The organism is Mesorhizobium sp. M0802 (assembly GCF_040320115.1).
GTDB lineage: Bacteria > Pseudomonadota > Alphaproteobacteria > Rhizobiales > Rhizobiaceae > Mesorhizobium.
The window spans coordinates 79,321-100,829 of record NZ_JAMYOY010000008.1 but is presented as its reverse complement, the minus strand read 5'-3'; the positions used below and the strand labels follow the sequence as shown (position 1 = coordinate 100,829).

Genomic DNA, 21,509 nt, shown 5'->3' with positions numbered 1-21,509 from the left:
TATAATATGTGGATCAGTCTATATACTATTAAGGAGAGTGACATGCGCAGCTACCGGCTCGAAGGGTTTGGTGGAACCGAATCCCTGGCGATGCGCGACGAGGCGCGGACGGAACCGAAACCGCATGAGATCGTGGTGCGAGTCCGCGCCGCCTCGCTCAATCGGCGCGACACGATGATCCTTGGCGGCACCTATCCGTTGCCGGCGCGGCAAGGCATCGTGCCGCTGAGCGACGGCGCCGGTGACGTCGTCGCAATCGGCGATGCCGTCACCCGTTTTGCCGTCGGCGACCGCGTCACCGGCAGCTACTTCGCCCGCTGGATCGATGGCCGCATCAATGCCGGTCTGATCGACCAGCTCGGCTGTACGCTGGACGGCATGCTGACTGAGTTTGCCGTGCTCGACGAACAATGGGCGGCGCGACTGCCCGATCATCTGAGCTGGCACGAAGCGGCGACGCTGACCTGCGCCGGCGTGACGGCCTGGAACGCGGTGACCGGGACCCGGATTCCGAAGCCTGGTCAATGGGTTCTCACCATCGGTTCGGGTGGCGTTTCGCTGTTTGCTCTGCAGTTCGCCAAGTTGCTCGGCTGCCGGGTTGTCGCCATCACATCGCGCGCGGAGAAGGCCGACAGGCTGCGGGCGCTGGGCGCCGACCTCGTTGTCTCCAGCACCGACATACCGGAATGGGGCGGCTGGGCGCGCGAGCAGACAGGCGGCATCGACCTCGTCGTCGAAACCGGCGGCCCGGCCACCTTCGCGCAGTCGCTGATTGCCAGCACGCTTTATGGACACATCGTGCTGCTGACGCTGCAGGACGCCAGTGGCAGATCGATCGAGATGCCGGCAGCGCTTTATCAGCGCAGCCTCGCCACCATCAGCCGCCTGTTCGTCGGCAGCCGCAGCAATCTCGAGGCCATGCTGCGCGCCGTGTCGCAGCATCGCCTCAAGCCCGTTATCGACAGGGTCTTCCCCTTTGCCGAAGCCCCCGAAGCGTACCGCCACTTCCGGCAGGGCGACGTGTTCGGGAAGGTTGTCATCGACTGCGCCTGACCCAATTGCCCGCTTTTCAACCCCGAACCAGGAGAACGACCATGACCATCCGTGAAGCTTCCGCAGAATGGCAAGGCACGCTGAAGGAAGGCGGCGGCCGTCTGCGGCTTGGCAGCGGCGTCTTCGAAGGCGCCTATTCCTTTCCGTCGCGGTTCGAGAACGGTCCGGGCACCAATCCCGAAGAGCTGATCGGGGCAGCACATGCCGGCTGCTTCTCGATGGCGCTGACCTTCATCCTCGGCCAGGAAGGCCACGTCGCCCGCACCATCCGCACCGTCGCCAAGGTGCATCTCGGCGCGACCGCCGCCGGGCCGACGATCACCCGCATCGAGCTCGAAACGGAGGCGGAGGTCACGGATCTCGCCGAAGACGAGTTCGAACGCCTGGCGCAGTCGGCCAAGGCGACTTGCCTCGTCTCGCGCGCCTTGGCCGGCGTGCCTCAGATCACCCTAAAGGCCGTGCTGGTCAAAGCCGTCAAAGATCGATGAAACCGGGAGAATATGATGAAACAGGAGCTTATCATGGACGCAGTCGGGAATGATTTGTCCCGGCAGACGGCCGAGATCATGCGTCGCTTCAACGATGTGTTCCAGTTGCACGATCCGTCCGCGCTTGCCGAGTTGGTGGCGCAGGATTGCGTTATCGAAAACACCGTGCCGGCGCCGGACGGCGCCCGCCATGCCGGCAAAGAGGCATGCATTGACCTATGGTCGGCGATCGCCACCCAGCCCGGCACGCGCTTCGACCTCGAGGAAACCTTCGTCGCCGGTGAACGGGCGACGATCCGCTGGCGCTACTTCATGGCCGACGGCAACTCCATCCGCGGCGTCAACCTGATGCGTGTCGCGGACGAGCTGATCGTCGAGGCGATGGGTTACGTCAAAGGATAGAAGCGTTGCCCGGCACTCCCGTTCCCAGCCCGGAATCTCGCTCAAGTCGAGTTTCCGGGCCGGTTTTCTGGTCACTGGATGACGCGGTGCAGCTTCACCGTGGTGCTGGGACTATTCTGGATGGTCTGGAAGATCACGCAATAGCGATCCGTGAGTTCGAGCAGTTGGTCGAGCTGACTTTGGGGAGCGTCGGTGTCGATGTCGAACCGCAAGCGGATTTCCTTGAAGCCGACTGGAACACCCGCAGTCACGCCGAGCGTGCCGCGAAGATCGACGTCACCTTCCGCGGAAACTTCGGCGGACCTGATCGGAATTTCGAGCACGGCCGCCGCCGCGCGCATCGAGACACCGGCGCATGCGATCAGCGCCTCCAGCAGCATGTCGCCGGAGCACAGTTCCTGGCCGCTGCCCCCGGCCATCGGATGGATGCCGGCAAGCGCCAGCCCGCGTCCGGTCTCGACCTGGCAGGTGACGGTGGACGCGTCGGCGACGCCTTTGGCCTTCAAGGTGAGGAACGCGGCCTTCGCATCCCTGCGATAGAGATCCTTGATCGGCTCCTGCGTGGCGCGAAATGTTGCGATTTCCATGAACAATCTCCTGTCTTGAATTGTCGTTGTCAAAAATGGCGAGCAGTGGCCGGGCCCTTATTCCGGCACCGCGATGCCGGAGCCGCCGAGCTCAGCCGGAAAGTCCCTGAGCTTGGGCAGCCCGTCTTTCATCGGCAGCACGGTCTCAGCGTAGTTGACGTGAACCCCAGGCGTGAATTTCACGCCTGCTATCGTTGCCGCATAGACATCGACCAGGCCGAGCGGCGGATGAACGGTCATCAGATGACCACCGCATTTCGTGCAGAACTGGCGATCGCTCATTTCGGTCTTCTCGAACCCGGACAGGAACTCCGCGCCCCCGGTGACCTTGACGTTCTGAGGCTTCCACAGCGTGAATGCGTTCACGGGAGACGCCGACCACGATCGACAAGAACCGCAATGGCAATAGCCCATTGCCTCGGCGGCTCCGTGCACTTCGATTTCCACGGCGCCGCAAAAACACCCGCCCTTATGTACCGTCATGACTTTTGTCCCTGGTTGGTTTCGACAGCACTCAGCGCCCACTCTCGGCAGCGCTTGAGCACCGGTGCAGGTTTAGGAGTTCTGGCCGCGAACTGAATGATACGGCGTCCGCCTCGCTTGACAGCGCGTCCGGAACTCGAAAGGGATGGCTCACCGGCTAGCCGGGTGCGGGACGAAACGGAATGGCCGGGGATGCTCTGTCTGACCTGTTGAGGACGGTACGCCTTACCGGCGCGACGTTTTTTGACATTGAGGGCCACGAGCCGTGGGCCGTCTGCTCGCCGGCGCCATCGTCCATCCTGCCGAAGATCCTGCCCGGTGCGGACCATCTGATCTCCTACCATGTGGTAACGGCCGGCCGCTGCTTCGCGCGCATCGTCGGCCAGGAAGCGATCGCGCTGGAGGCCGGCGAAGTCGTCGTCTTCACCAGGAGCGACCCGCACATTATGTCCAGCAATCCGGCGTTGCGCGCCGATCCGCCGACAGCCGACGTTCTCGACATCGCAACAGCCGGCCGGATGCCGTTTTACATCAACTGCGCCGGCGACGGCGCGACCTCGGCCAGGCTGGTTTGCGGCTATCTCGCCTGTGATGCACAGCCTTTCAATCCACTGCTCGAGGCTTTGCCGCCGGTGATCAAGGCCGGAGATGCCAAAGGCGATGGCGGCTGGCTCAGCCAGTTCATCAACCTGGCTGTCACGGAGGTGGCGCAAAAGCGCGCAGGCAGTGAAACGGTGCTCACCAAACTGAGCGAACTGATGTTTGTCGACGTGTTGCGCCGTTACTTGGAATCGCTGCCGCCACAAACCACGGGATGGCTGGCTGGCCTGCGCGATCCGCACCTGGCGAGGGCACTGGCGCTGATCCACGACCGGCCGGCGCATAACTGGACGGTGGAGGCGCTGGCGAAGGACTCCGCGCTGTCGCGCAGCGTGCTCGCCGAACGCTTCACCAGGCTGGTCGGCATGCCGCCAATGCATTATCTCGCCAAATGGCGCATGCAGATCGCCTCGGAGCTGCTCAGCGCCGGCTCCAGCAACATGGCCAGCATCGCCGCTGAAATCGGCTACGAATCCGAGGCAGCGTTCAGCCGCGCCTTCAAGAAGATGATCGGCCTTCCGCCCTCGGCCTGGCGTCTAGGCATCCGGACCGGATCCGGAACCGACGAAGAGTAGGCCGAGGCCTGGCAGCTCCTGTTCTATCGATCAGCCAGCGCCAGCTTGGCGCCAAGCATGACAAAGGCGCCGGCGAAGGTGCGGCGCATCCAGGTCAGCACCATCGGCCGCGACACGACATGGCTGCGGATCGAGGCCGCAAAGATGCCGTAAGCGACGAAGACGACGAAGGTCAGCAGCATGAAGACGCTCGAGAGTTCGAGCATCTTGGCAAATGCGTTCGGTTCGGTCGTGCTGACGAATTGCGGCAGGAAGGCAAAGAAGAAGATCGACAGCTTCGGGTTCAGGATGTTGATCAGGATACCGGAGGTGATGACCTTGGCCGCCGAGCGGGGTGCCGCGTTTTCATCGACGCTCAGGCCGCCCTTCTCGTTCAGCGTGTTCCAGGCCATGTAGAGGAGATAGGCGACGCCGAGATATTTCAGCGTCTCGAAGGCGACAGCACTTGTGTGCAGCAGCGCCGCCAAGCCGGTGATGGCGGCGGCCATATGCGGGATGATGCCAAGCGTGCAGCCGAATGCAGCAGTGATCGAGGCGCGCGCGCCTCGCGAAAGCCCGGCGCTCAGCGTGTAGAGAACGCCGGTGCCGGGCGAAGCCACGACGATCAGCGACGTCAACAGGAATTCGATGCTCATGGTTCCTCCAACGCCCTGCCCGTGGTGGAAGCTATCGGGGGATGTGGGATGAGGCAAGGTGGGCGTCGGCTAGATCGTTGGCATCCCGTGCGCCTTGCGCGCCATCAGGCAATCGTCGCCGCCAGGCATGCAGGCGTGGCAGACGTCCGGGCGGATCTCGTAGATGCCGCAGGCCGTGTGCTTGCCGATCTCGCCCGTAAGCGCCGAACAGCGCACGCCCTCGCAGCGCATGCCGGACAGGTCGGCGGACACGAACTTTTCCGGAATCCGGTCAAGTTGCGCATCGTCCTCGGTCGAGAAGCGCGGCCATTCGGCCGAGTAGGAGCAGCAGGCGCCGCAGCTCTGGCAATCGAAAACCGGCTGGTCGTCCTGTTTTGACGACCGGATATCCCTGGCGGCCAACGCGACCAGCCCAGGCGCTGCGAGATTGCGATCGGCTTGGTGCGGCAAGGCGCTATTTCTTCTTGCCTGCCTTGCCCTTGGGCGTGGCGGCTGGCGCCTCGAACAGATCGGTCGCCGACGGTTCGGCGGCCTTCGGCGCGGCAGCGGGCTTGGCCTGCTTTGCAGTGGCAGCAGCCGGCGCTGCCGGCTGGTCCTTGGTGGAAAACTTTATGGCCATGTCAGTCCTCGTCGGAAAAGCGGGATGATGGTGCGCGCGGATTGCGCAAGCGGCCGATCAGCGCCGAGACCGCTGTGATGTTCATTTCCTCGGGCGACCAGTTCCTCGCCTCGGCAATGTGGTGCGCCGCCAGTTCGCGATGCGTGCTGCCGCTATAGGCGGCATCCTGGTAGGTCACGCGCTCCTGGGTCTTTTTGTCCTCGCGGACATATTCGACCAGATAGTTCGGGGCTTCGGCACGGCCGCGCACGCCGACGCGCACCTGGGCATCGCCATGCGCGCGCTTGCAGCGCTCGAGCTTTTCCAGCACACGGCGGACATATTCGACCGGCTTGTCCAGGCCCGGGACCATGGACGCGATGGTCGCATCGGCATCGATCGGCGTCGGCGGTACGCGCTTGGTGGCCATCAGCGTTTGCCTGCCCGCTTCGGCAGCGCCGCAAGGACTGCGGCCGCTGCCATGTCGTCGGCTTCCTTTTCCTTGCGCAGTTCGCGCAAGCGCGCGGTCTTGGCTTCGCGCGCCTCGCTGACGGCATCACGCTCGGACAGGATGCGGTTGAGTGACATCGACTGGGTTTGCGTCTTGCTGAACAGCGAGCCGGCCTGGTCGGCAGTCTTGGATTGAGTGGTCAAAACTTTCTCCTGTCGGGAGCCTGGTGCCGATAGAGCGAGAGCGGTCTTCGATTACGACCAAAGCAATACGGCAGCGGGGCAGTATGGGCGGTTCAGATTGCTGGATCGTCCCTTAGCACGTTCCGGCCGGCGTGCGGCGCACTTTTAGCGGCATGACGCACAAAATGAAAAAGGCCAGGCACCGCCTGACCTTCCATGAAAGCGCCGCGCATCCAGTTGGATGCGCAAGGCGCTCCTTTCAGCCTTTCATCGGTGCCAGTACATCCGTGGTCACCGGAAGGCCGAATTCCTTATCAGGCCGCCTTCAACTGGTCGGCGGACATCTTGCCCGACTTGTTGTCGCGGGTCATCTCGTAGCCGAGCTTCTGGCCCTCGACGATGTCACGCATGCCGGCGCGCTCTACGGCCGAGATGTGGACAAAAACGTCGGCGGAGCCGTCGTCAGGCTGAATAAAACCAAAACCTTTGGTGGCGTTGAACCATTTCACTGTGCCGGTGGCCATGAAGAACCCTTTCCCTGGCAAATATTCGTTCACCATCGTGCGACTGCACAACAGCGTTTTGTCTCGATTTTTGATGGGGAAGTTCGTCAAAGGCGCGCATCATGCGCGGATAACAAAAGTCGGTCAAACAAATATCGACATGTTTCTTATAGACTTCTTTTAGCGCCGAGTCAATTTCTGGTTTGGCCGGAACCCAAATTCAACCTGAGGGTGCCTGAGGCATAAGCCTCAACTGACGAGGTGGCGGAGCTCAAGGCGTTCCAAAAAATATTCCACGCCCCGGAACCAATCGCAAGCCGGCGCATTTCCGTGGTGTCAGCAATTCAGAGAGCAATCTCGGTAATGCTGGCAAAAGAACGCCTCCCGCACATTAAGCGGTGCGAGAGGCGTTCTTGTAAGTGCCCTTGTCTGACGCAATTCCCAGGGGAAAACCGTTTCACACTTTCCTTAAACTCACGCTGGCGGCCTACAGGATCGCGCTGATCAGCGGCAGGATCTCGTAGTGGAAACCGCGGCCGGAGCTCGACACCGGATCGCCGTCGGTGACCGCTCTTGCCTCGGCTTCGCTGCCGACACGCAGGATCAGCAGACCCCAAGGACCGGCCGGGTCGGCGACCGGCCCGGCCAGGATCATGGTGCCCTCGGCAAGCTTGCCGCGCAGATAGTCGGCATGCCGGCCCATCAACTCCCTCTCCTCCTCCGTCAGGGTGAAGGCGAAGTCCGGCCGAGGCGGGATCAGCCGGCAGTGGAAGATTGTTGGCGCGGTAGTCTCACGCGGTCCATCATTGCTGGCCATCGGTCACTCACCGTGATGTCATTAGTGGTCCTATTCGTCCGGGCCGGGTTCCGGCCAAGTCTCCTTCGCTGCTTCCGCATACCAGTGCCGCATCGCCGGCGTTGCCAACACGGCGTCGACGTAGGCGCGCGTGTCGGGCGCGAGCTTGCCGCCATAGGTGTCGAAGCGGGTGACGACAGGTGCATACATGGCATCGGCCGCGGTGAAATGACCGAACAGGAAGGGGCCGCCTTTGCCGTATTGTTCCCGGCACTGGCGCCAGATCGTTTCGATGCGCGCGCGCTGCATTTCGCCTTCGGCGTCGAGCGGCTTGTGGCCCTTCGGCCGGCGCAAATTCATCGGCCAGCCATAGCGCACCTCGCGAAAGCCGGAATGCATCTCGGTCGCCACCGAGCGAGCCAAGGCGCGGGCGCCGATATCCTGCGGCCAAAGTTTTTTCTCCGGAAACAGGTCGGCCAGATATTCAAGGATGGCAAGGGTTTCCCAGACAATCCTGCCATTGTGATTCAACACTGGCACAAGGCCGGTGGGCGAGACTTTCGCCAGAGCGGCAAAAGTCTCGGGCGTGCGCAGGCGCACGAAACCTTCCTCGAACGGGATCTCCAGATGCTTCATCGCCACCCATGGCCTCAGCGACCAGGACGAAAAGCACTTGTTGGCGATGATGAGCGTAAATTCAGCCAAGGCGGTCTCCCCAAAATTTCGTCACACTAGTCACACGATACGACGCGGCAAAGCGTTTCGGCGACCATATAAGCGACCAGATGCGACGATGATCGCCGCCCAGGGAACCTAAGCCAAGCCGGCCCGTTTGCCTCCTGCGAATGAATCCCCGGAATCCCAGGAGATGCAAAGATGGTGAACAAGGATCAGGTTGCCGGCGTGGCCAAGCAGGTCAAGGGCTCGGTCAAGGAGGCCGGCGGCAAGGCGACCGGCAACAGGCAGACCCAGGCCGAAGGCACTGCAGACAAGACCGCCGGCAAGGTGCAGAAGGTCTATGGCGACGTGAAGGACAAGATCAAAAAGGCGCTCTGACCCGATCTCGCAGGCAATGAGGAAGGCGGCTCAAGGCCGCCTTTTTCTTGTCAGAGGCTGAGACTCTTGCTGAAGGCGCTGGTGAACTTGACCTCGCCGTGGTCGCCGGCCGCCTCGCCCAGCACTACGTCCATGCTGTCCCCGGTTACCCTCACCAGCGCGAAGCCGCCCATATAGGCGGCCTTCGGCTTGAACAGGTCGAGGCCATCGCTCTTGTAGATCATCGGCACTTCGTGCTGATGGCCATGGAAGATGGCGATGACATTGTAGCCCTTCAGCGCCGCCAGCAGCGCCTGGCGGTCGGCCTCGCTCCACCAATGCGGCGCGCCTGCGCCGTCATCGTCATAGGTGCGCTTGGCCGGGTCCCAGCGCTCGACCGAGAAAGTGTCCCAGCCATAGTGCTGGAACAGGATGACGGGACGGCCATCCGCCGCGTAGGTCGCCAGATCCTGCTTCAGCCACGGCAGGCTGCTCACCGCGCCATGGCCGGTGTCGCCGGCAAAGCGGTGGGTCTGGACGAGATGCAGGCCGCCCCAGTCCCAGGAATAGCAGTCGGTGTCGACATCGTATTCGGTGGCCGGCACCGGCGGCTTGAAGAACACGCCGGGGCGGTGGTTGATCTCGACATAGTCGCGCAATTCACGCCGGTACCAGTCGACATGGGGCGGCGAGCCGTTCTGGTCGAGATCGTGATTGCCGAGGCCGACATAGACCGGCATGTGCACGCGATCGGGACCGACGCCCTGTTGATAGCGCTGGCTGAACTGCAACAGTTGCGTGCCTTCGCTGGGCTCGGTGATCTGGCCGCCGCCATCGTCGGTGATGTCGCCGCCGACAACGAGGCCGAGCGGCGCATCGATGCGGCCGCCGGCCGAACGCAGGCGGGTTGCAACGCCATCGATCTCGACTGGCCATTGCCGGCCGGCCAAGCCATTGAGGACAGCGACATTGCGCAGCAAGGCGGCGTCGGTCTTGCCTTCCTCCAGGCAGTTGGGGCTGAGGCCGCTCGACATGCGGCAGGCATGGACGTCGGCGATGAACAGAAAGGTGGCGTCGATGGGCTGGATGCGCTTGCCGGTCTGGCCAAGCGCGGCGCGCGGCAGCATGCCAGCCATGGTAAGGCCGGCTGCCTGTGCGAGGAAATTGCGACGGGAGAGGACGAGCTTGCGATTCATGACCTGAAATTCAGCACAGCCGGCGCCCCACCGTCCAGTTGCCAGGAATGGCAGGTCGACACGGCACTGTGGCTCTGGCATTTCTTGGGTCATGCTGGCGCGTAGCAAATACAAGCAGAGGGGGAGGATTTCATGAGAGCCGTTTCGATAGGCGTGGTGCTGGCTGGGTTGCTGCCGGCGGCTGCGGTGCATGCCGCCGATTGTGTCGACGCAAAATCGGCCAAGGCCGGCTTCGTTCTGGAAATGCCTGGCGTCCGCAGCGAGTTTCGGCCGGTGGCCGGCGGCATGGTGTCCGTCGCCAACAACTACGAATCGCAATCGCCGCAGACACAGTTCCTGTTTGCCGGCCTGGTCGAAGTGTTTCGCGACAGCGATACCGGACGGGTGGCGACGATTCCGTTTTCCGATCTGCGAAAACTGTTTCCGCTGAAGACGGGAGCCAAGAGCACGATCGAATTCGTCGAGTTGTCGCCGAACAAGCAGCCGAAGAGCACCAAGACACTGAGCCTGGTCGTCAAGGGCAAGGAGACGTTCAGCGTCGGCGGCTGCAAATACAACGTGCTGGCGGTCACGGAGACCTTCAAGAACGGCGCCGGCGAAACGCTGGACACATTCACCGCGCTTTATGCTCCCGATCTGCAAGCGTCTCTCGCCCGGCGTTACGACGAAGGGACCAGCGCGGAATCGGTGAACGGTTACGAGACGATCAAGCCGCTTTCCAACTAGAACAGCGCAGTTCCGGCCTCAAGGTTTTCCCGGCCGCAGCAGGATCCTGCGACGCCGCTTCGCTCTGCTCGGGAATGGCGGCGTTGAGCTGCCCTGAAGTTCGGCCAGGCAATCGCGCAGCACGCTGGCATCCTGTGCCGCCTTGGCCATCGACATGGCGCCGGAATAGGCGGCGATGGCGAGTGCCGCAAAGCGCTCGGGGTCGGTGCCCTGCTCCCTCCCCGACTGCTGGTCGGCTCGCACCTTGTCGGCAACCGCCTGACGCCATCCGGCAAAGATATCGTCCAGAGCGGCGCGGAAATCCGGGTCAGCGAGCGACAGTTCATGCGCCAGATTGTTGAGCGGACAGCCGCGCACGAAGCCTTGCTGCTCAAGCTCGGTCGCCACCGCCTCGAACACCGCGCGCACGCCTTCGCGCGCCGAGCCTGCCGCCCGTACAGGGTTGATCCAGGTTTCATCGAGGGCCGCTGCCACGCGCTCCTCGATCACCGCCAGAGCGAGCGCCTTCTTGGTCGGGAAATGATGATGCAGCGCGCCGCCGCTGACGCCTGCGGTCGTCATCAACTCGCCAAGAGCGGATGCATGATAGCCACGCGCCTGGAACGACGCTTCGGCGATATCGAGCACCTTGTTGCGCAGCCCTTCGGGATCGTTGGTGCGTTTTCGCGGCGGCCCTTTCGGAGCCCGAGCAATCTCTGCTGACATTTGCCAACGATAGCAGATTGACAAAACAGGACAACCGGTCTGTTTTATAAACCGGATGATCATCCTGTTTTTGGAGACGACACAATGACCGTACCCCTGAATGCGCCTGCGACGGCAAGCCTGCTCGCTTCGCCTGTCGTCGAGTTGCGGCAGTACACGCTGAAGCCGGGCCGGCGCGAGACGCTGATCGACATCTTCGACAGTCGGTTCATCGAAGGCCAGGAACACGCCGGCATGACCATCATCGGACAGTTCCGCGACCTCGACCGCCCCGACATGTTCGTCTGGCTGCGCGGCTTCGATGGCATGGAAGCGCGGAAGCAGGCGCTCACCGCCTTCTATGACGGGCCGGTGTGGACGGCGCACCGCGACGCCGCCAATGCGACGATGATCGATTCCGACGATGTACTGCTCTTGAAGCCGGCATGGCCAGGCGCCGGCTTCGATCTGTCAGGCTCGCAGCGAGGCGCCATGCCGGCGGATGGAAAGTTGAGCGCAGACAACCGCTTGACCGGTGTTGTTGTCATCCAGATTCATCATCTGCGGTCTGGCGCCGAAGCCGATTTCGCCGGCAATTTCGAAACGGACGCCGTTCCGGCCCTTATCGGCGCCGGCGGACGGTTGCTTGGCGCCTTCATCACCGAGCACGCCGAAAACAGCTTTCCCCGCCTGCCGGTGCGCTTGAGCGAAAACGTCTTTATCGCGGTGACGGGTTTCAACAGTCCCGAGGCGCATGCCAGTTACGAAGCCGCAGTTGCGGCTTCGCCCCAATGGCAAGCGGCCGATGTGACCTGGCGGACCGAAACCTTGCGCCTGACGCCGACGTCGCAGTCGCTGCTGCGGTAACCGGATCGGCACGCGGCCAACCGAAGTTCATACTGAGCGATAGGCCGGCGGCTTGACCGCCCTCGCCGATCGGCATTGCCTTCGTGACGCGGGCAACAGCGAGAGCATTCGATGCGACTTGGCCTTCAATGAGACTTTCTGGCAAACGAGCACTGGTGACCGGCGGCTCGGACGGCATCGGCCTGGCGATATCGGAAGCTTTCTTGCGCGAGGGCGCCGACGTGCTGATCGTCGGTCGCGACACCAGCAAGCTCGAGACCACCCGCGAGACACTTGCGGCGGCGGGCAACGTCGGCACCCAGTCGGCCGATCTCTCGACCTCGTCCGGCATCGATGCCGTGGTCGATCGCGCGAAAGCAACCGGCCCACTCGACATCCTCGTCAACAATGCCGGCGTCGCTTATCTGGTGCCTTTCGAGACCGTCACCGAGCACCAATTCCAGCAATCCTTCGCGCTCAATGTGGCGGCGGCGTTCTTCCTTACCCAGCGGCTGCTGCTGCATCTCGGCGCCAACGCCTCCGTCATCAACATCTCGTCCTACTTCGCCGACAAGATGATCCCGAAGCGGCCGTCGAGCCTGTATTCCTTGTCCAAGGGCGCGCTGAATTCGCTGACCAAGTCGCTGGCCTTCGAGCTTGGTCCGCGCGGCATCAGGGTCAATGCGATTGCGCCCGGCACGGTCGACACCGCCATGCGGCGCAAGTCGATCGACAACCTGCCGGCGGCAGCGCAAGCCGAGCTGGAAACCTATGTCGAGCGCAGCTACCCGCTCGGCCGCATCGGCCAGACCAGCGATCTTGCCGGCATCGCCGTCTATCTCGCCAGCGACGAGGCGGCGTGGACCAGCGGCGGCATTTTCGCGATCGATGGCGGGTATACGGCGGGGTGACCGTTTGGACGGCCCTCGGCCTCGAACAAGCGGAGCACTTGACCAAACTTCCGATACCGCGTCTGTCTGCAGATTGAGCAATGCTTCAGACATTCGTGGTGCCATGCCGTCTATCGATCCACTGATCCTCTTCTACACAACGTTCTTCAGCAAACCCGTCGATATCGCGTCGATACAGTGCGAAATGCCCGGGCGGTGGACACTGGACAAACGACGGATTTCCGAGGCCGCGGCAGTCGTCTTCCATATTCCGAACTTTCGCGAAGTTGGCGATGCCTACAAATACCCTGGTCAATATTGGGTCGCCTGGTCGATGGAATGCGGCCAAAACTACAAGCGACTTGCCGACCCCAAAATCATGCGGCACTTCGATATCATCATGACGCATGAATCCCGGTCCGATGTCTGGGTACCCTACCTTCCGCGTGCGGTGTGGTGGAAAGATGCGCTGGCCAGACCAATCGTGCCGAAAACGGAAGAAGCGCCGGTCGCACTCTTCCAGTCGGCCGGCCTGAATTATAGCGGCCGTGTCGATCTGGCGAACGAACTGGCGCGCCACATGAAGATCGATTCTTATGGCCGATATCGCAACAACCGATCGGTCTCTGGCCCCGATCTGGGCTCGAAGACCAAGATCGAAACCATTGCGCGGCACAAATTCTGCCTGGCCATGGAGAACTCGATCGAGGCCGACTATGTCACCGAGAAAATCTATGACGCGTTCATGGCGGGCACGGTGCCGATCTACCTTGGCGCTCCCAATGTGGACGAGTTCGTTCCGGAGCACTCCTTTGTTGACGCCAGTGCCTTCGCCAGCGCCAGCGATCTTGCAGCCTATCTCCAGCACCTGATCGCAACGCCGCAAGACTACGAGGCTTATTTCGACTGGCGCTCAAAGCCATTGCCCGACAATCTCGTCAAACGGGTGCAATCATTGGAAACACCCGCGTTCTGCAGACTGATGAGCGTCGTGCGCCAGCGTCTGGAGGCGCGGACAAGCACGCCTTCCGGACGGCGAACACTTCCGTTCGGCTATAGATCCTATCTCAGGACAAAGCTGCGCCGTTGGAGGAAAAAGGTTCCGAGCTGACGGTCCGCGATCAGGCGCGCTTTCAGCAAAATTCGGAGGACAAAGAGTGTCTCTTGCGACGTCGAGACGGCTTCGACCTTGCCGCCATGCATCTTGGAAAACTCCGAGGCTATGTGGAGGCGCTCCCAGGGTGGACTTGAAATTCTCGGCTTCGCGATCCGAAGCTCGATCCGGATGCGATGTCGGATTTTGGTCGGAAACTGAACAGAAGGACAAGTGCATAAGCTACCTCATCGCTGCTGTTGCCAGTGAGACGCCGGCACGGATGGTAGTTTGTGTGGCAGCGTCGCTCGTAGGTAGAGTAGGTAGACATGAATTGCGCATTGCTGATCCTGGGGGAAGTTTGCGTAGAGCAATCCGCCAGCTCGACATGATCTCATCGAGCTAAATCCGCAAGTTTCCGTCCACTTCATGGGATCAAGCCGCACTGAGGAGCAATTTCCTTCACAAGAAAGTGGAGGGTGCAGGATCCCGAAGGCCGGCGCTACCGCTTCAACCGATTTACTGCCTGCCGGCCGCAATCTCTGCTTGAAGGCCATTGTGCAACGCGATACGCCGTTGCCGAATTCGATCGTCGGAGAGACAAGTGACCGCTGCCAGGACCAGAACCGAAACCGACACGTTCGGCCCCATCGAGGTTGCCGCCGACCGTTACTGGGGCGCGCAGGCGCAGCGTTCCCTCGGCAATTTCAGGATAGGCTGGGAAAAGCAGCCGGCCTCGATCGTGCGTGCGCTCGGCATCGTCAAGCGAGCGGCGGCGGAAGCCAATATGGAGTTGAAGCGGCTCGATCCGGCAGTCGGCAAGGCGATCATCGAGGCGGCGCAAGAGGTGATCGACGGCAAGCTGAACGATCATTTCCCGCTGGTCGTCTGGCAGACCGGCTCGGGCACGCAGTCCAACATGAACGCCAACGAGGTGATCTCCAACCGGGCGATCGAACTTCTGGGCGGCGTCATGGGCTCGAAGAAGCCGGTGCACCCTAACGACCACGTCAATATGAGCCAGTCGTCGAACGACACCTACCCGACAGCCATGCACATCGCGTGCGCCGAGCGCATCGTGCACGATCTGCTGCCGGCGCTGAAGCATCTCCACGCTGCGCTCGAGGTCAAGACGAAGGCCTTCGCCCACATCATCAAGATCGGCCGCACCCATACGCAGGACGCGACACCCCTCACGCTGGGCCAGGAATTTTCCGGCTACGCCGCGCAGGTGGCCTCTTCGATCAAGCGCATCGAGATGACGCTGCCCGGCCTGCAGGAACTGGCGCAGGGCGGCACCGCCGTCGGCACCGGCCTCAACGCGCCGGTCGGCTTTGCGGAAAAGGTGGCGGCGCGCATCGCCGAAATCACCGGCATCACCTTCGTCACCGCTCCGAACAAGTTCGAGGCGCTCGCCGCGCATGATTCCATGGTGTTCTCGCATGGCGCCATCAACGCGGCGGCCGCCGCCCTCTTCAAGATCGCCAACGACATCCGCTTCCTCGGCTCCGGCCCGCGCTCGGGCCTCGGCGAACTGTCGCTGCCGGAAAACGAGCCGGGTTCCTCGATCATGCCGGGCAAGGTCAACCCGACCCAATGCGAGGCTCTGACGCAGGTCTGCGTGCAGGTGTTCGGCAACAACGCCTCGCTGACCTTCGCCGGCAGCCAGGGCCATTTCGAGCTCAACGTCTACAACCCGCTGATGGCCTACAACTTCCTGCAGTCGGTGCAGTTGTTGGCCGACGCCTCGATCTCCTTCACCGACAATTGCGTGGTCGGCATCGAGGCTCGCGAAGACAACATCAAAGCCGCGCTCGACCGCTCGCTGATGCTGGTGACAGCGCTGGCGCCGACGATCGGGTACGACAATGCCGCCAAGATCGCCAAGACCGCGCACAAGAAGGGCACCACCTTGCGCGAGGAAGCACTGGCCACCGGGCTGGTCAGCGAGGCAGACTACGACCGGCTGGTGCGGCCGGAGGACATGACGCATCCGGGTTAAGCGATTCCAGGGGAAGTGCCTTCCTCGAAGCGAGCAGCCCTTCCTCTTTGGAATTGCGTCAACTAGAAATCCGAATTGTGTGGCGGGACAATTTGCTCCCGCCGCTGCTGGCCGCGACAAGAATTTTGCGTCGGTCGAACGATCCCGAAATGTACGTCCTGTGAACAATGTGTCGCCGGACTGGCGGCTTTGGTGAACAGTCGGCTTGGTCTATCTGACCGGGACATCAACCCTTTTCGGAGAGCCACCATGTCCATCAACACTTCCGCTGCCGGCGCCGGCATCGCGTCCAACAGCTCCACCACCATCCTGCTCGGCCGCATCCTGCTCGCCGCCATCTTCCTGCTTTCCGGCTTCGGCAAGCTCACCGCCATTTCCGGCACCGCCGGCTATTTCGGCGCCATGGGCCTGCCGGTGCCGACCATAACGGCCATTGTCGTCGGCCTGATCGAATTGCTCGGCGGCCTTGCCGTGCTCGTTGGCTTTCAGACCCGCATCGCCGCCTGGGTGCTCGCGGTCTTCACCATCGCCTCGGCCTTTGTCGCCCATACCGGCTGGGCCGACCAGAACCAGATGATCCATTTCCTGAAGAACGTCGCCATCACCGGCGGTTTCCTGCTGCTGGCTTCCTCGGGCCCTGGCGCCTACTCGATCGACGCCAAGCGCGGCTGAGCTTTCCCTCCCAAGCCTGAAAAAAGCGGCGTGGAATTTTCCACGCCGCTTTTTCGTTGTCTGCCCAAGCGCGCGCCCGTCCCATCCCTGCTAGGATCGGTCTCGAAACAGCCGGCGGACAGACAACGGAGATGACCATGCCCCGCGATGCATTGCTTCTGATTTCCCGGCTGCTGCTCGCCGCCCTGCTCGTTCCCTCCGGCTACCACGCGCTCGCCGACATTGCCGGGACGACCGGCTATTTCGCCGGCCTCGGCATGCCATTGCCGACGCTTGCTGCCTGGGGCACCGGGCTGTTCGAGTTGATTGCCGGTCTCTTGATACTGGTCGGCTTTCAGACGCCGGTCGTTGCGATACTTCTTGCCGCTTTCTGCATCGTTGCAGGCTCCATCGGCCACTACGGCCAGGGCGGCGATGACCCGATGCTCACCTTCCTGCACCAGCAGATGCTGATGAAGGATATTGCCATCGCCGGTGGATTCCTGGCGCTAGCCATGGCCGGCGCCGGGGCCTGGTCGATCGACGGGCGCCGCGCCGCGGTCTGATATCGTCAAATATCGTCCCAGGTTGATCCCTCGCCGAGGCAGGTCGACCCCCACTCCGTCTCGGCTCCGCCGAGCCACCTCTCCCCCGATCGACGGAGTAGAGGAAGGGCTCGAGCCTATTGCCGCCAACGCTTTCCAACGAGGCTCCCTTCCTTTCCCTCCGGAGGGGGAAGGTGGCGGTGCGAAGCAGCGACGGATTGAGGAAGCCGGTCCTCGAACGCGAGGCCGACGACGACATGGTTTTGCTGTCAGGCCGCGCCTACTTCACCGACACGCTCTGCCCACCCTCGACCGCCAGCACCAGCCGGCGGTTGGTGATCCGCGCCAGTTGCGCCAGCCGTCCGGCCGGGCGTTCGCCGTAAAGATCGGAAAGTGAGGCCGGCAGCACCAGCGCCAACGTGCCATTGCCGCGGTTTTCCCATTTCAGCCGCGGCATGACGCCGGGCATGGCCGCCGTCAGCAGATAGACGACGCGCAGCACCGCCGCCAGGATGCGGGCGCGCTCGAGATAGCGCGGCGTCGCCAGGCCGCGGATTTCCGGCGCCGCATCGTTGAACACGCCTTCGTGGCGGAACAGGCCGACCAGCGCCAGGAAGGCACGGCCGGGGTGATCGACGCCAATGAAGGAGGCGTGGGCAATGATGTTGAGCGACTGCTTGCCGCGATATTCCGGGTGTGCGCGCCAGCCTATATCGGCCAGCAGACAGGCAGCGTGGCGATAGCGCGCCTCATCCTCCGTCTCGTCGATGCCGAAGGCGGCAAAGGTCTTGTCCGTCCATTCGACAAGCTCATGCGCATGGGTGACCGAGCGCGACCGCAGCCGCGCCAGTTCCTCCGAAGCGGAGACCAGCGGATCGGCCTTCTGCTCGGCAGGGTCGAGCAGCGAATAGAGAAACCCTTCGCGCACGCCCAATGCCGAGACGATGATCTTCGACGGCTGCATCGCCGCCATGATCTCCTGCAGCACGACCGCGCCATAGGGCAGCAGCGAACGGCGGTTCTTCGACACGCCTTCGATGCCCTTGACCTTCTCGATCTCGCCTTTCGCCACCTGCTTCAGGAAATTGGCGGCGCTGTCGACACCGATCTCATAGTGGTGCATGACGCCAAGCGGGTAGTTGGTCATTTCCATGTGCAGCCGGGCAAGGTTTCGCCAGGTGCCGCCAACGGCGTAGAAGGGCCGTCCCTGCCCGCCCTTCAACAATTTGGCGCGCGCCAGTTCGTCGCGGGTGATCTTTGCCGCCTGGGCGAGCGAATTCCTGGCCATGTCCTGCAGCCGCAGGCCACCCAGCGGCAGCGTGATGCCGTCGCCGATCGCCTCGCCATTGATGTCGATAAGCTCCAGGCTGCCGCCGCCAAGATCGCCGGCAATGCCATTGGCGGGGTGGAAGCCCGAAATGACGCCAAGCGCCGAATAATGCGCCTCCTGCCGGCCAGTGAGCACGCGGATCTCTGTCTTGAGCACATCCTGGGCGCGGTGGATGAAATCGGGGCCGTTGATCGCTTCGCGGGCCGCGGCCGTTGCCAGCACAAACATGTGCTCCGCACCCGCCTGGTCGGAGAGCGCGCGGAAACGGCGGAACTCCTCCATCGAGCGCGTCACCGCCTCGGGGTCGAGCTTGCCGGTCGAAACGATGCCGCGGCCGAGGCCGGCCAGCATCTTTTCGTTGAACAGCAAGGTCGGCGAGCGCGCCAACCCTTCATAGACGACAAGGCGGATCGAGTTCGAGCCGATGTCGATGATGGACAGCGGCCGGCGATCCTGCAGCCGGCCTTGGGACGTTGAAATCATGAGCCGCTGTTCTTCTTGCGACGCTTGAACTGCGCGATGCGCTTGGGCGCATGCGACTTCAGCGCGTCACCCCGTCCCGACAGGCTCGGATTGGTCATGAAATATTCCTGCGCGTTGAACGGTTCCTCACCCTCATCCAGCACGACGCGCCGGGAGGTTCCGTCAGCCAATACGTCGAAACTTTGCTGGTTGTCCATGATGTTGCCCAGCATGATCTGGCCAAGGATCTGTTCATGCACCGTCGGATTGGTGATCGGCACCATGGTCTCGACGCGGCGGTCGAGATTGCGTGGCATCAAGTCGGCCGAGGCGATGTAGACGATCGCCTCGTCCGACGGCAGCCCATGGCCGTTGCCGAAGCAGTAGATGCGGCTGTGTTCGAGGAAGCGGCCGACGATCGACTTGACCCTGATGTTTTCCGACAGGCCGGGCACCTGCGGCCGCAGGCAGCAGATGCCGCGCACGACGAGATCGATCTCGACGCCGGCATGGCTGGCGTCATAGAGCGCGTCGATGATGTTGGGATCGACGAGCGCGTTCATCTTCATCCAGATGCGCGCCGGACGGCCAGCCAGCGCGTAGGCGACCTCGTCGGCAATGTGCTTGAGGATACGGCTGCGCAGCGTAAACGGCGAGATGGCGATCCGCATCTCATCGGTCGGCTCGGCATAGCCGGTGATGAAGTTGAACAGCTGGGCGACATCGCGCGCGATCGTCGGATCGGTGGTGAAGAAGGACAGGTCGGTGTAGATGCGAGCGGTCACCGGATGGTAGTTGCCGGTGCCGAGATGCACATAGTTGCGCAGCTTGCCGTCCTCGCGCCGCACTACTAGCGACATTTTCGCATGGGTTTTGAGTTCGAGGAAGCCGAACACGACCTGAACGCCGGCGCGTTCGAGGTCGCGCGCCCAGCGGATGTTGGCTTCCTCGTCGAAGCGCGCCTTGAGCTCGACCAGGGCGGTTACCGACTTGCCGGCCTCGGCCGCGTCGACCAAGGCGCGCACGATCGGGCTGTCGTTGGAGGTGCGGTAGAGCGTCTGCTTGATCGCCACCACCTCGGGGTCGGCCATCGCCTGGCGCAGGAATTGGACCACCACGTCGAAGGATTCATAGGGGTGGTGGACGACGATGTCCTTCTCGCGGATGGCCGCGAAACAGTCGCCGCCATGCTCGCGGATGCGCTCGGGAAAGCGTGGATTGTAGGGGGTGAACTTCAGGTCGTCGCGTGGCACGGCGACGATCTCGGAAATCTGGCTGAGCGCCAGCGGGCCGGTCAGAACGCTGATGCGGCTCGAAGAGACGCCAAGCTCGCCGGCGACGAACTCGCGCAATTCGCCGGGCATCGACTTGTCGAATTCGATGCGGATGACCGAACCGCGGCGGCGCCGCTTCAGCGCCGTCTCGAACAGGCGCACGAGATCTTCCGACTCTTCCTCGACCTCGATATCGCTGTCCCGGATGATGCGGAAGGTGCCGGAACCCTTGACCTCATAGCCGGGGAACAGCTTGCCGATATAGAGGCCGACAGCCTCCTCCAACGGAATGAAGCGAACGTGCTGCTTGCGGTCGGGCAGACGGATGAAGCGCTTCAGCGCCACCGGCAGGCGCAGAAGCGCGCTCATCTCCTCGCCATTCTTGCGATGGCGCAATTGCAGCGCCATCGAGAAGCCGAGATTGGGAATGAACGGAAACGGATGCGCCGGGTCGATCGACAGTGGAGTCAGCACCGGGAAAACCTGGTCCTGGAAATGGTCTTCCAGCCAGACTTTTTCATCCTTGGTCAGTGCATCGCGGGTGATGCTCTCAATGCCTTCCTTGTTGAGCAGCAACATCAGCGCCGAAAGGCTATTCTGCTGGTCCTCCTGCAGCCGCTCGACCTCGCGCAGCAATTGTTCCAGCTGCTGCTCCGGCGTGCGGCCGTCGGGGCTCTTGAGCGCAATGCCTTCGCGCACCTGGCCGGCAAGGCCGGCGACGCGGACCATGAAGAATTCATCGAGATTGGCGGCCGAAATCGACAGGAAACGGACGCGTTCGAGCAGCGGATGGTGCTCGTTCTGCGATTCCTCGAGCACACGCCGGTTGAACTGCAGCCAGGAGAACTCACGGTTGACGAACCTATCGGGGTTGCCGCCCTCGGGGCTCGCCACCTCGACATTGATGAATTCGCTCTGCACCGGCTTCAGTTCGTTCATGGTTCCTGCTCTTCCCCGCCAACCGTCCCTTGGAGCGCCGCTGGACGTGCCATGCCTCTAACACGCTTTTGTGACGCATGACCCTTCGGCGAAAACCATTCCGATTTCAGGGACATGCACTAACCGGCTCACCGTATCCTCTGACAGGCTTTTGCGACAGTTTCATTTCATCGATCTTGCAAACAGGCCTGTTATGTTCCAGATGCTTTTCGACGAGATCAAGGAGACGACGATGGCAGGCGGTTCCATTCCCCACTTCCAGAACGATGCGGGCCATCCGGCAATCGACATCGGCGTCAAGGAATTCATGTGCACCGGCGCCAACCCGCCCTTCGACCACCCACATGTGTTTCTCGACATGGGCGACGACGATGAAAAGGTCTGCCCCTATTGCTCGACGCTCTACCGCTATTCGGCGAAGCTGAGGGCGACTGAAACGCTGCCGGCTGGTTGCCTTTATATCGACCAGGCCGCCTGATCCTT

General features: G+C 62.5%; 27 protein-coding genes. 13 read left to right on the top strand and 14 right to left on the bottom strand.

Features of this window, described 5'->3' with window-relative positions; all coding sequences use genetic code 11:
- Positions 1 to 42 precede the first annotated feature (42 nt).
- Genes NKI10_RS13870 through NKI10_RS13860 form a run of 3 tightly spaced genes read left to right on the top strand, consistent with a single transcriptional unit; the run spans position 43 to position 1,943 of the window.
- Positions 43 to 1,053, top strand: a complete 1,011-nt coding sequence (locus NKI10_RS13870) for a zinc-dependent alcohol dehydrogenase family protein (RefSeq protein WP_023743977.1) — start codon at positions 43 to 45, stop codon at positions 1,051 to 1,053.
- A 41-nt stretch (positions 1,054 to 1,094) separates the two neighbouring features.
- A complete protein-coding gene (locus NKI10_RS13865; protein ID WP_023684306.1) occupies positions 1,095 to 1,541 on the top strand; it encodes an OsmC family peroxiredoxin in 447 nt (148 codons plus the stop codon).
- Between the two features lie 15 nt (positions 1,542 to 1,556).
- A complete protein-coding gene (locus tag NKI10_RS13860) occupies positions 1,557 to 1,943 on the top strand; it encodes a nuclear transport factor 2 family protein (protein ID WP_023712744.1) in 387 nt (128 codons plus the stop codon).
- Positions 1,944 to 2,014: 71 nt separating this feature from the next.
- Here NKI10_RS13860 and NKI10_RS13855 read toward each other — a convergent pair whose 3' ends face one another.
- Both NKI10_RS13855 and NKI10_RS13850 read right to left on the bottom strand, forming a co-directional pair.
- Positions 2,015 to 2,530 (bottom strand): OsmC family protein, encoded by a 516-nt coding sequence (locus tag NKI10_RS13855; protein WP_023684308.1) that lies wholly within the window; start codon positions 2,528 to 2,530, stop codon positions 2,015 to 2,017.
- Positions 2,531 to 2,587: 57 nt separating this feature from the next.
- On the bottom strand, positions 2,588 to 3,013 hold the full coding sequence (locus tag NKI10_RS13850) for a GFA family protein (RefSeq protein WP_352860418.1): 426 nt from the start codon (positions 3,011 to 3,013) through the stop codon (positions 2,588 to 2,590).
- A 182-nt stretch (positions 3,014 to 3,195) separates the two neighbouring features.
- Between NKI10_RS13850 and NKI10_RS13845 the strand changes: the two genes are divergently transcribed.
- Positions 3,196 to 4,188 (top strand): AraC family transcriptional regulator, encoded by a 993-nt coding sequence (locus NKI10_RS13845; RefSeq protein WP_023694696.1) that lies wholly within the window; start codon positions 3,196 to 3,198, stop codon positions 4,186 to 4,188.
- A gap of 23 nt (positions 4,189 to 4,211) precedes the next feature.
- Here the strand turns inward: NKI10_RS13845 and NKI10_RS13840 are convergent, their stop codons facing one another.
- From NKI10_RS13840 to NKI10_RS13805, 8 genes are all read right to left on the bottom strand, one after another.
- Entirely contained in the window at positions 4,212 to 4,823 is a 612-nt protein-coding gene (locus NKI10_RS13840) for a LysE family translocator (protein ID WP_023671507.1), read from the bottom strand.
- Between the two features lie 69 nt (positions 4,824 to 4,892).
- On the bottom strand, positions 4,893 to 5,273 hold the full coding sequence (locus NKI10_RS13835) for a YkgJ family cysteine cluster protein (protein WP_023715196.1): 381 nt from the start codon (positions 5,271 to 5,273) through the stop codon (positions 4,893 to 4,895).
- A 4-nt stretch (positions 5,274 to 5,277) separates the two neighbouring features.
- Positions 5,278 to 5,442 carry a hypothetical protein gene (locus tag NKI10_RS13830; protein ID WP_023671505.1) on the bottom strand — a complete coding sequence of 55 codons (165 nt, stop codon included), beginning with the start codon at positions 5,440 to 5,442 and terminating at the stop codon, positions 5,278 to 5,280.
- Position 5,443: 1 nt separating this feature from the next.
- Complete coding sequence (locus NKI10_RS13825) at positions 5,444 to 5,851, bottom strand: hypothetical protein (protein WP_023671504.1); 408 nt, start codon at positions 5,849 to 5,851, stop codon at positions 5,444 to 5,446.
- Complete coding sequence (locus tag NKI10_RS13820) at positions 5,851 to 6,075, bottom strand: hypothetical protein (protein ID WP_023689917.1); 225 nt, start codon at positions 6,073 to 6,075, stop codon at positions 5,851 to 5,853. The genes NKI10_RS13825 and NKI10_RS13820 overlap by 1 nt, the downstream gene beginning before the upstream one ends.
- Before the next feature lie 293 nt (positions 6,076 to 6,368).
- Positions 6,369 to 6,578: a cold-shock protein gene (locus NKI10_RS13815; protein WP_023671502.1), complete on the bottom strand. Its 210-nt coding sequence runs from the start codon at positions 6,576 to 6,578 to the stop codon at positions 6,369 to 6,371.
- A gap of 466 nt (positions 6,579 to 7,044) precedes the next feature.
- On the bottom strand, positions 7,045 to 7,374 hold the full coding sequence (locus NKI10_RS13810) for a YciI family protein (RefSeq protein WP_023824496.1): 330 nt from the start codon (positions 7,372 to 7,374) through the stop codon (positions 7,045 to 7,047).
- 30 nt (positions 7,375 to 7,404) lie between these two features.
- Positions 7,405 to 8,058: a glutathione S-transferase family protein gene (locus tag NKI10_RS13805; RefSeq protein ID WP_023684314.1), complete on the bottom strand. Its 654-nt coding sequence runs from the start codon at positions 8,056 to 8,058 to the stop codon at positions 7,405 to 7,407.
- 171 nt (positions 8,059 to 8,229) lie between these two features.
- Here NKI10_RS13805 and NKI10_RS13800 point away from each other — a divergent pair, with 171 nt between their 5' ends.
- The gene (locus NKI10_RS13800; RefSeq protein ID WP_023671498.1) at positions 8,230 to 8,409 is read left to right on the top strand and encodes a CsbD family protein; all 180 of its coding nucleotides are present in this window, start codon (positions 8,230 to 8,232) and stop codon (positions 8,407 to 8,409) included.
- A gap of 50 nt (positions 8,410 to 8,459) precedes the next feature.
- Here the strand turns inward: NKI10_RS13800 and NKI10_RS13795 are convergent, their stop codons facing one another.
- Positions 8,460 to 9,584 carry a metallophosphoesterase gene (locus tag NKI10_RS13795; RefSeq protein WP_023689913.1) on the bottom strand — a complete coding sequence of 375 codons (1,125 nt, stop codon included), beginning with the start codon at positions 9,582 to 9,584 and terminating at the stop codon, positions 8,460 to 8,462.
- 132 nt (positions 9,585 to 9,716) lie between these two features.
- Between NKI10_RS13795 and NKI10_RS13790 the strand changes: the two genes are divergently transcribed.
- Positions 9,717 to 10,310: a hypothetical protein gene (locus tag NKI10_RS13790; RefSeq protein WP_023689912.1), complete on the top strand. Its 594-nt coding sequence runs from the start codon at positions 9,717 to 9,719 to the stop codon at positions 10,308 to 10,310.
- 18 nt (positions 10,311 to 10,328) lie between these two features.
- On the opposite strand, the gene NKI10_RS13785 is transcribed toward NKI10_RS13790, so the two are convergent.
- Positions 10,329 to 11,015 (bottom strand): TetR/AcrR family transcriptional regulator, encoded by a 687-nt coding sequence (locus tag NKI10_RS13785; protein ID WP_023689911.1) that lies wholly within the window; start codon positions 11,013 to 11,015, stop codon positions 10,329 to 10,331.
- Between the two features lie 84 nt (positions 11,016 to 11,099).
- On the opposite strand from NKI10_RS13785, the gene NKI10_RS13780 reads away from it, so the two are divergent.
- The 6 genes from NKI10_RS13780 to NKI10_RS13755 all read left to right on the top strand — a co-directional run bounded on the left by NKI10_RS13780 (position 11,100) and on the right by NKI10_RS13755 (position 17,042).
- The gene (locus NKI10_RS13780) at positions 11,100 to 11,861 is read left to right on the top strand and encodes an NIPSNAP family protein (protein ID WP_352860414.1); all 762 of its coding nucleotides are present in this window, start codon (positions 11,100 to 11,102) and stop codon (positions 11,859 to 11,861) included.
- A 128-nt stretch (positions 11,862 to 11,989) separates the two neighbouring features.
- A complete protein-coding gene (locus tag NKI10_RS13775) occupies positions 11,990 to 12,751 on the top strand; it encodes an SDR family NAD(P)-dependent oxidoreductase (RefSeq protein ID WP_352860412.1) in 762 nt (253 codons plus the stop codon).
- Positions 12,752 to 12,755: 4 nt separating this feature from the next.
- Positions 12,756 to 13,841 carry a glycosyltransferase family 10 domain-containing protein gene (locus NKI10_RS13770; RefSeq protein WP_352860410.1) on the top strand — a complete coding sequence of 362 codons (1,086 nt, stop codon included), beginning with the start codon at positions 12,756 to 12,758 and terminating at the stop codon, positions 13,839 to 13,841.
- 586 nt (positions 13,842 to 14,427) lie between these two features.
- Positions 14,428 to 15,825 carry a class II fumarate hydratase gene (fumC, locus tag NKI10_RS13765; RefSeq protein WP_023743009.1) on the top strand — a complete coding sequence of 466 codons (1,398 nt, stop codon included), beginning with the start codon at positions 14,428 to 14,430 and terminating at the stop codon, positions 15,823 to 15,825.
- A gap of 249 nt (positions 15,826 to 16,074) precedes the next feature.
- Complete coding sequence (locus NKI10_RS13760; RefSeq protein ID WP_023671490.1) at positions 16,075 to 16,497, top strand: DoxX family protein; 423 nt, start codon at positions 16,075 to 16,077, stop codon at positions 16,495 to 16,497.
- Positions 16,498 to 16,634: 137 nt separating this feature from the next.
- Positions 16,635 to 17,042 carry a DoxX family protein gene (locus NKI10_RS13755; RefSeq protein ID WP_023712732.1) on the top strand — a complete coding sequence of 136 codons (408 nt, stop codon included), beginning with the start codon at positions 16,635 to 16,637 and terminating at the stop codon, positions 17,040 to 17,042.
- Positions 17,043 to 17,301: 259 nt separating this feature from the next.
- Here NKI10_RS13755 and ppx read toward each other — a convergent pair whose 3' ends face one another.
- Positions 17,302 to 18,834, bottom strand: coding sequence for an exopolyphosphatase (gene ppx, locus NKI10_RS13750; protein ID WP_023705699.1), 1,533 nt, complete (start codon positions 18,832 to 18,834; stop codon positions 17,302 to 17,304).
- The gene (locus tag NKI10_RS13745) at positions 18,831 to 21,026 is read right to left on the bottom strand and encodes an RNA degradosome polyphosphate kinase (protein WP_352740310.1); all 2,196 of its coding nucleotides are present in this window, start codon (positions 21,024 to 21,026) and stop codon (positions 18,831 to 18,833) included. The genes ppx and NKI10_RS13745 overlap by 4 nt, the downstream gene beginning before the upstream one ends.
- Positions 21,027 to 21,258: 232 nt before the next feature.
- Here NKI10_RS13745 and NKI10_RS13740 point away from each other — a divergent pair, with 232 nt between their 5' ends.
- Positions 21,259 to 21,504 carry a zinc-finger domain-containing protein gene (locus NKI10_RS13740; protein ID WP_031195957.1) on the top strand — a complete coding sequence of 82 codons (246 nt, stop codon included), beginning with the start codon at positions 21,259 to 21,261 and terminating at the stop codon, positions 21,502 to 21,504.
- Positions 21,505 to 21,509: the final 5 nt, after the last annotated feature.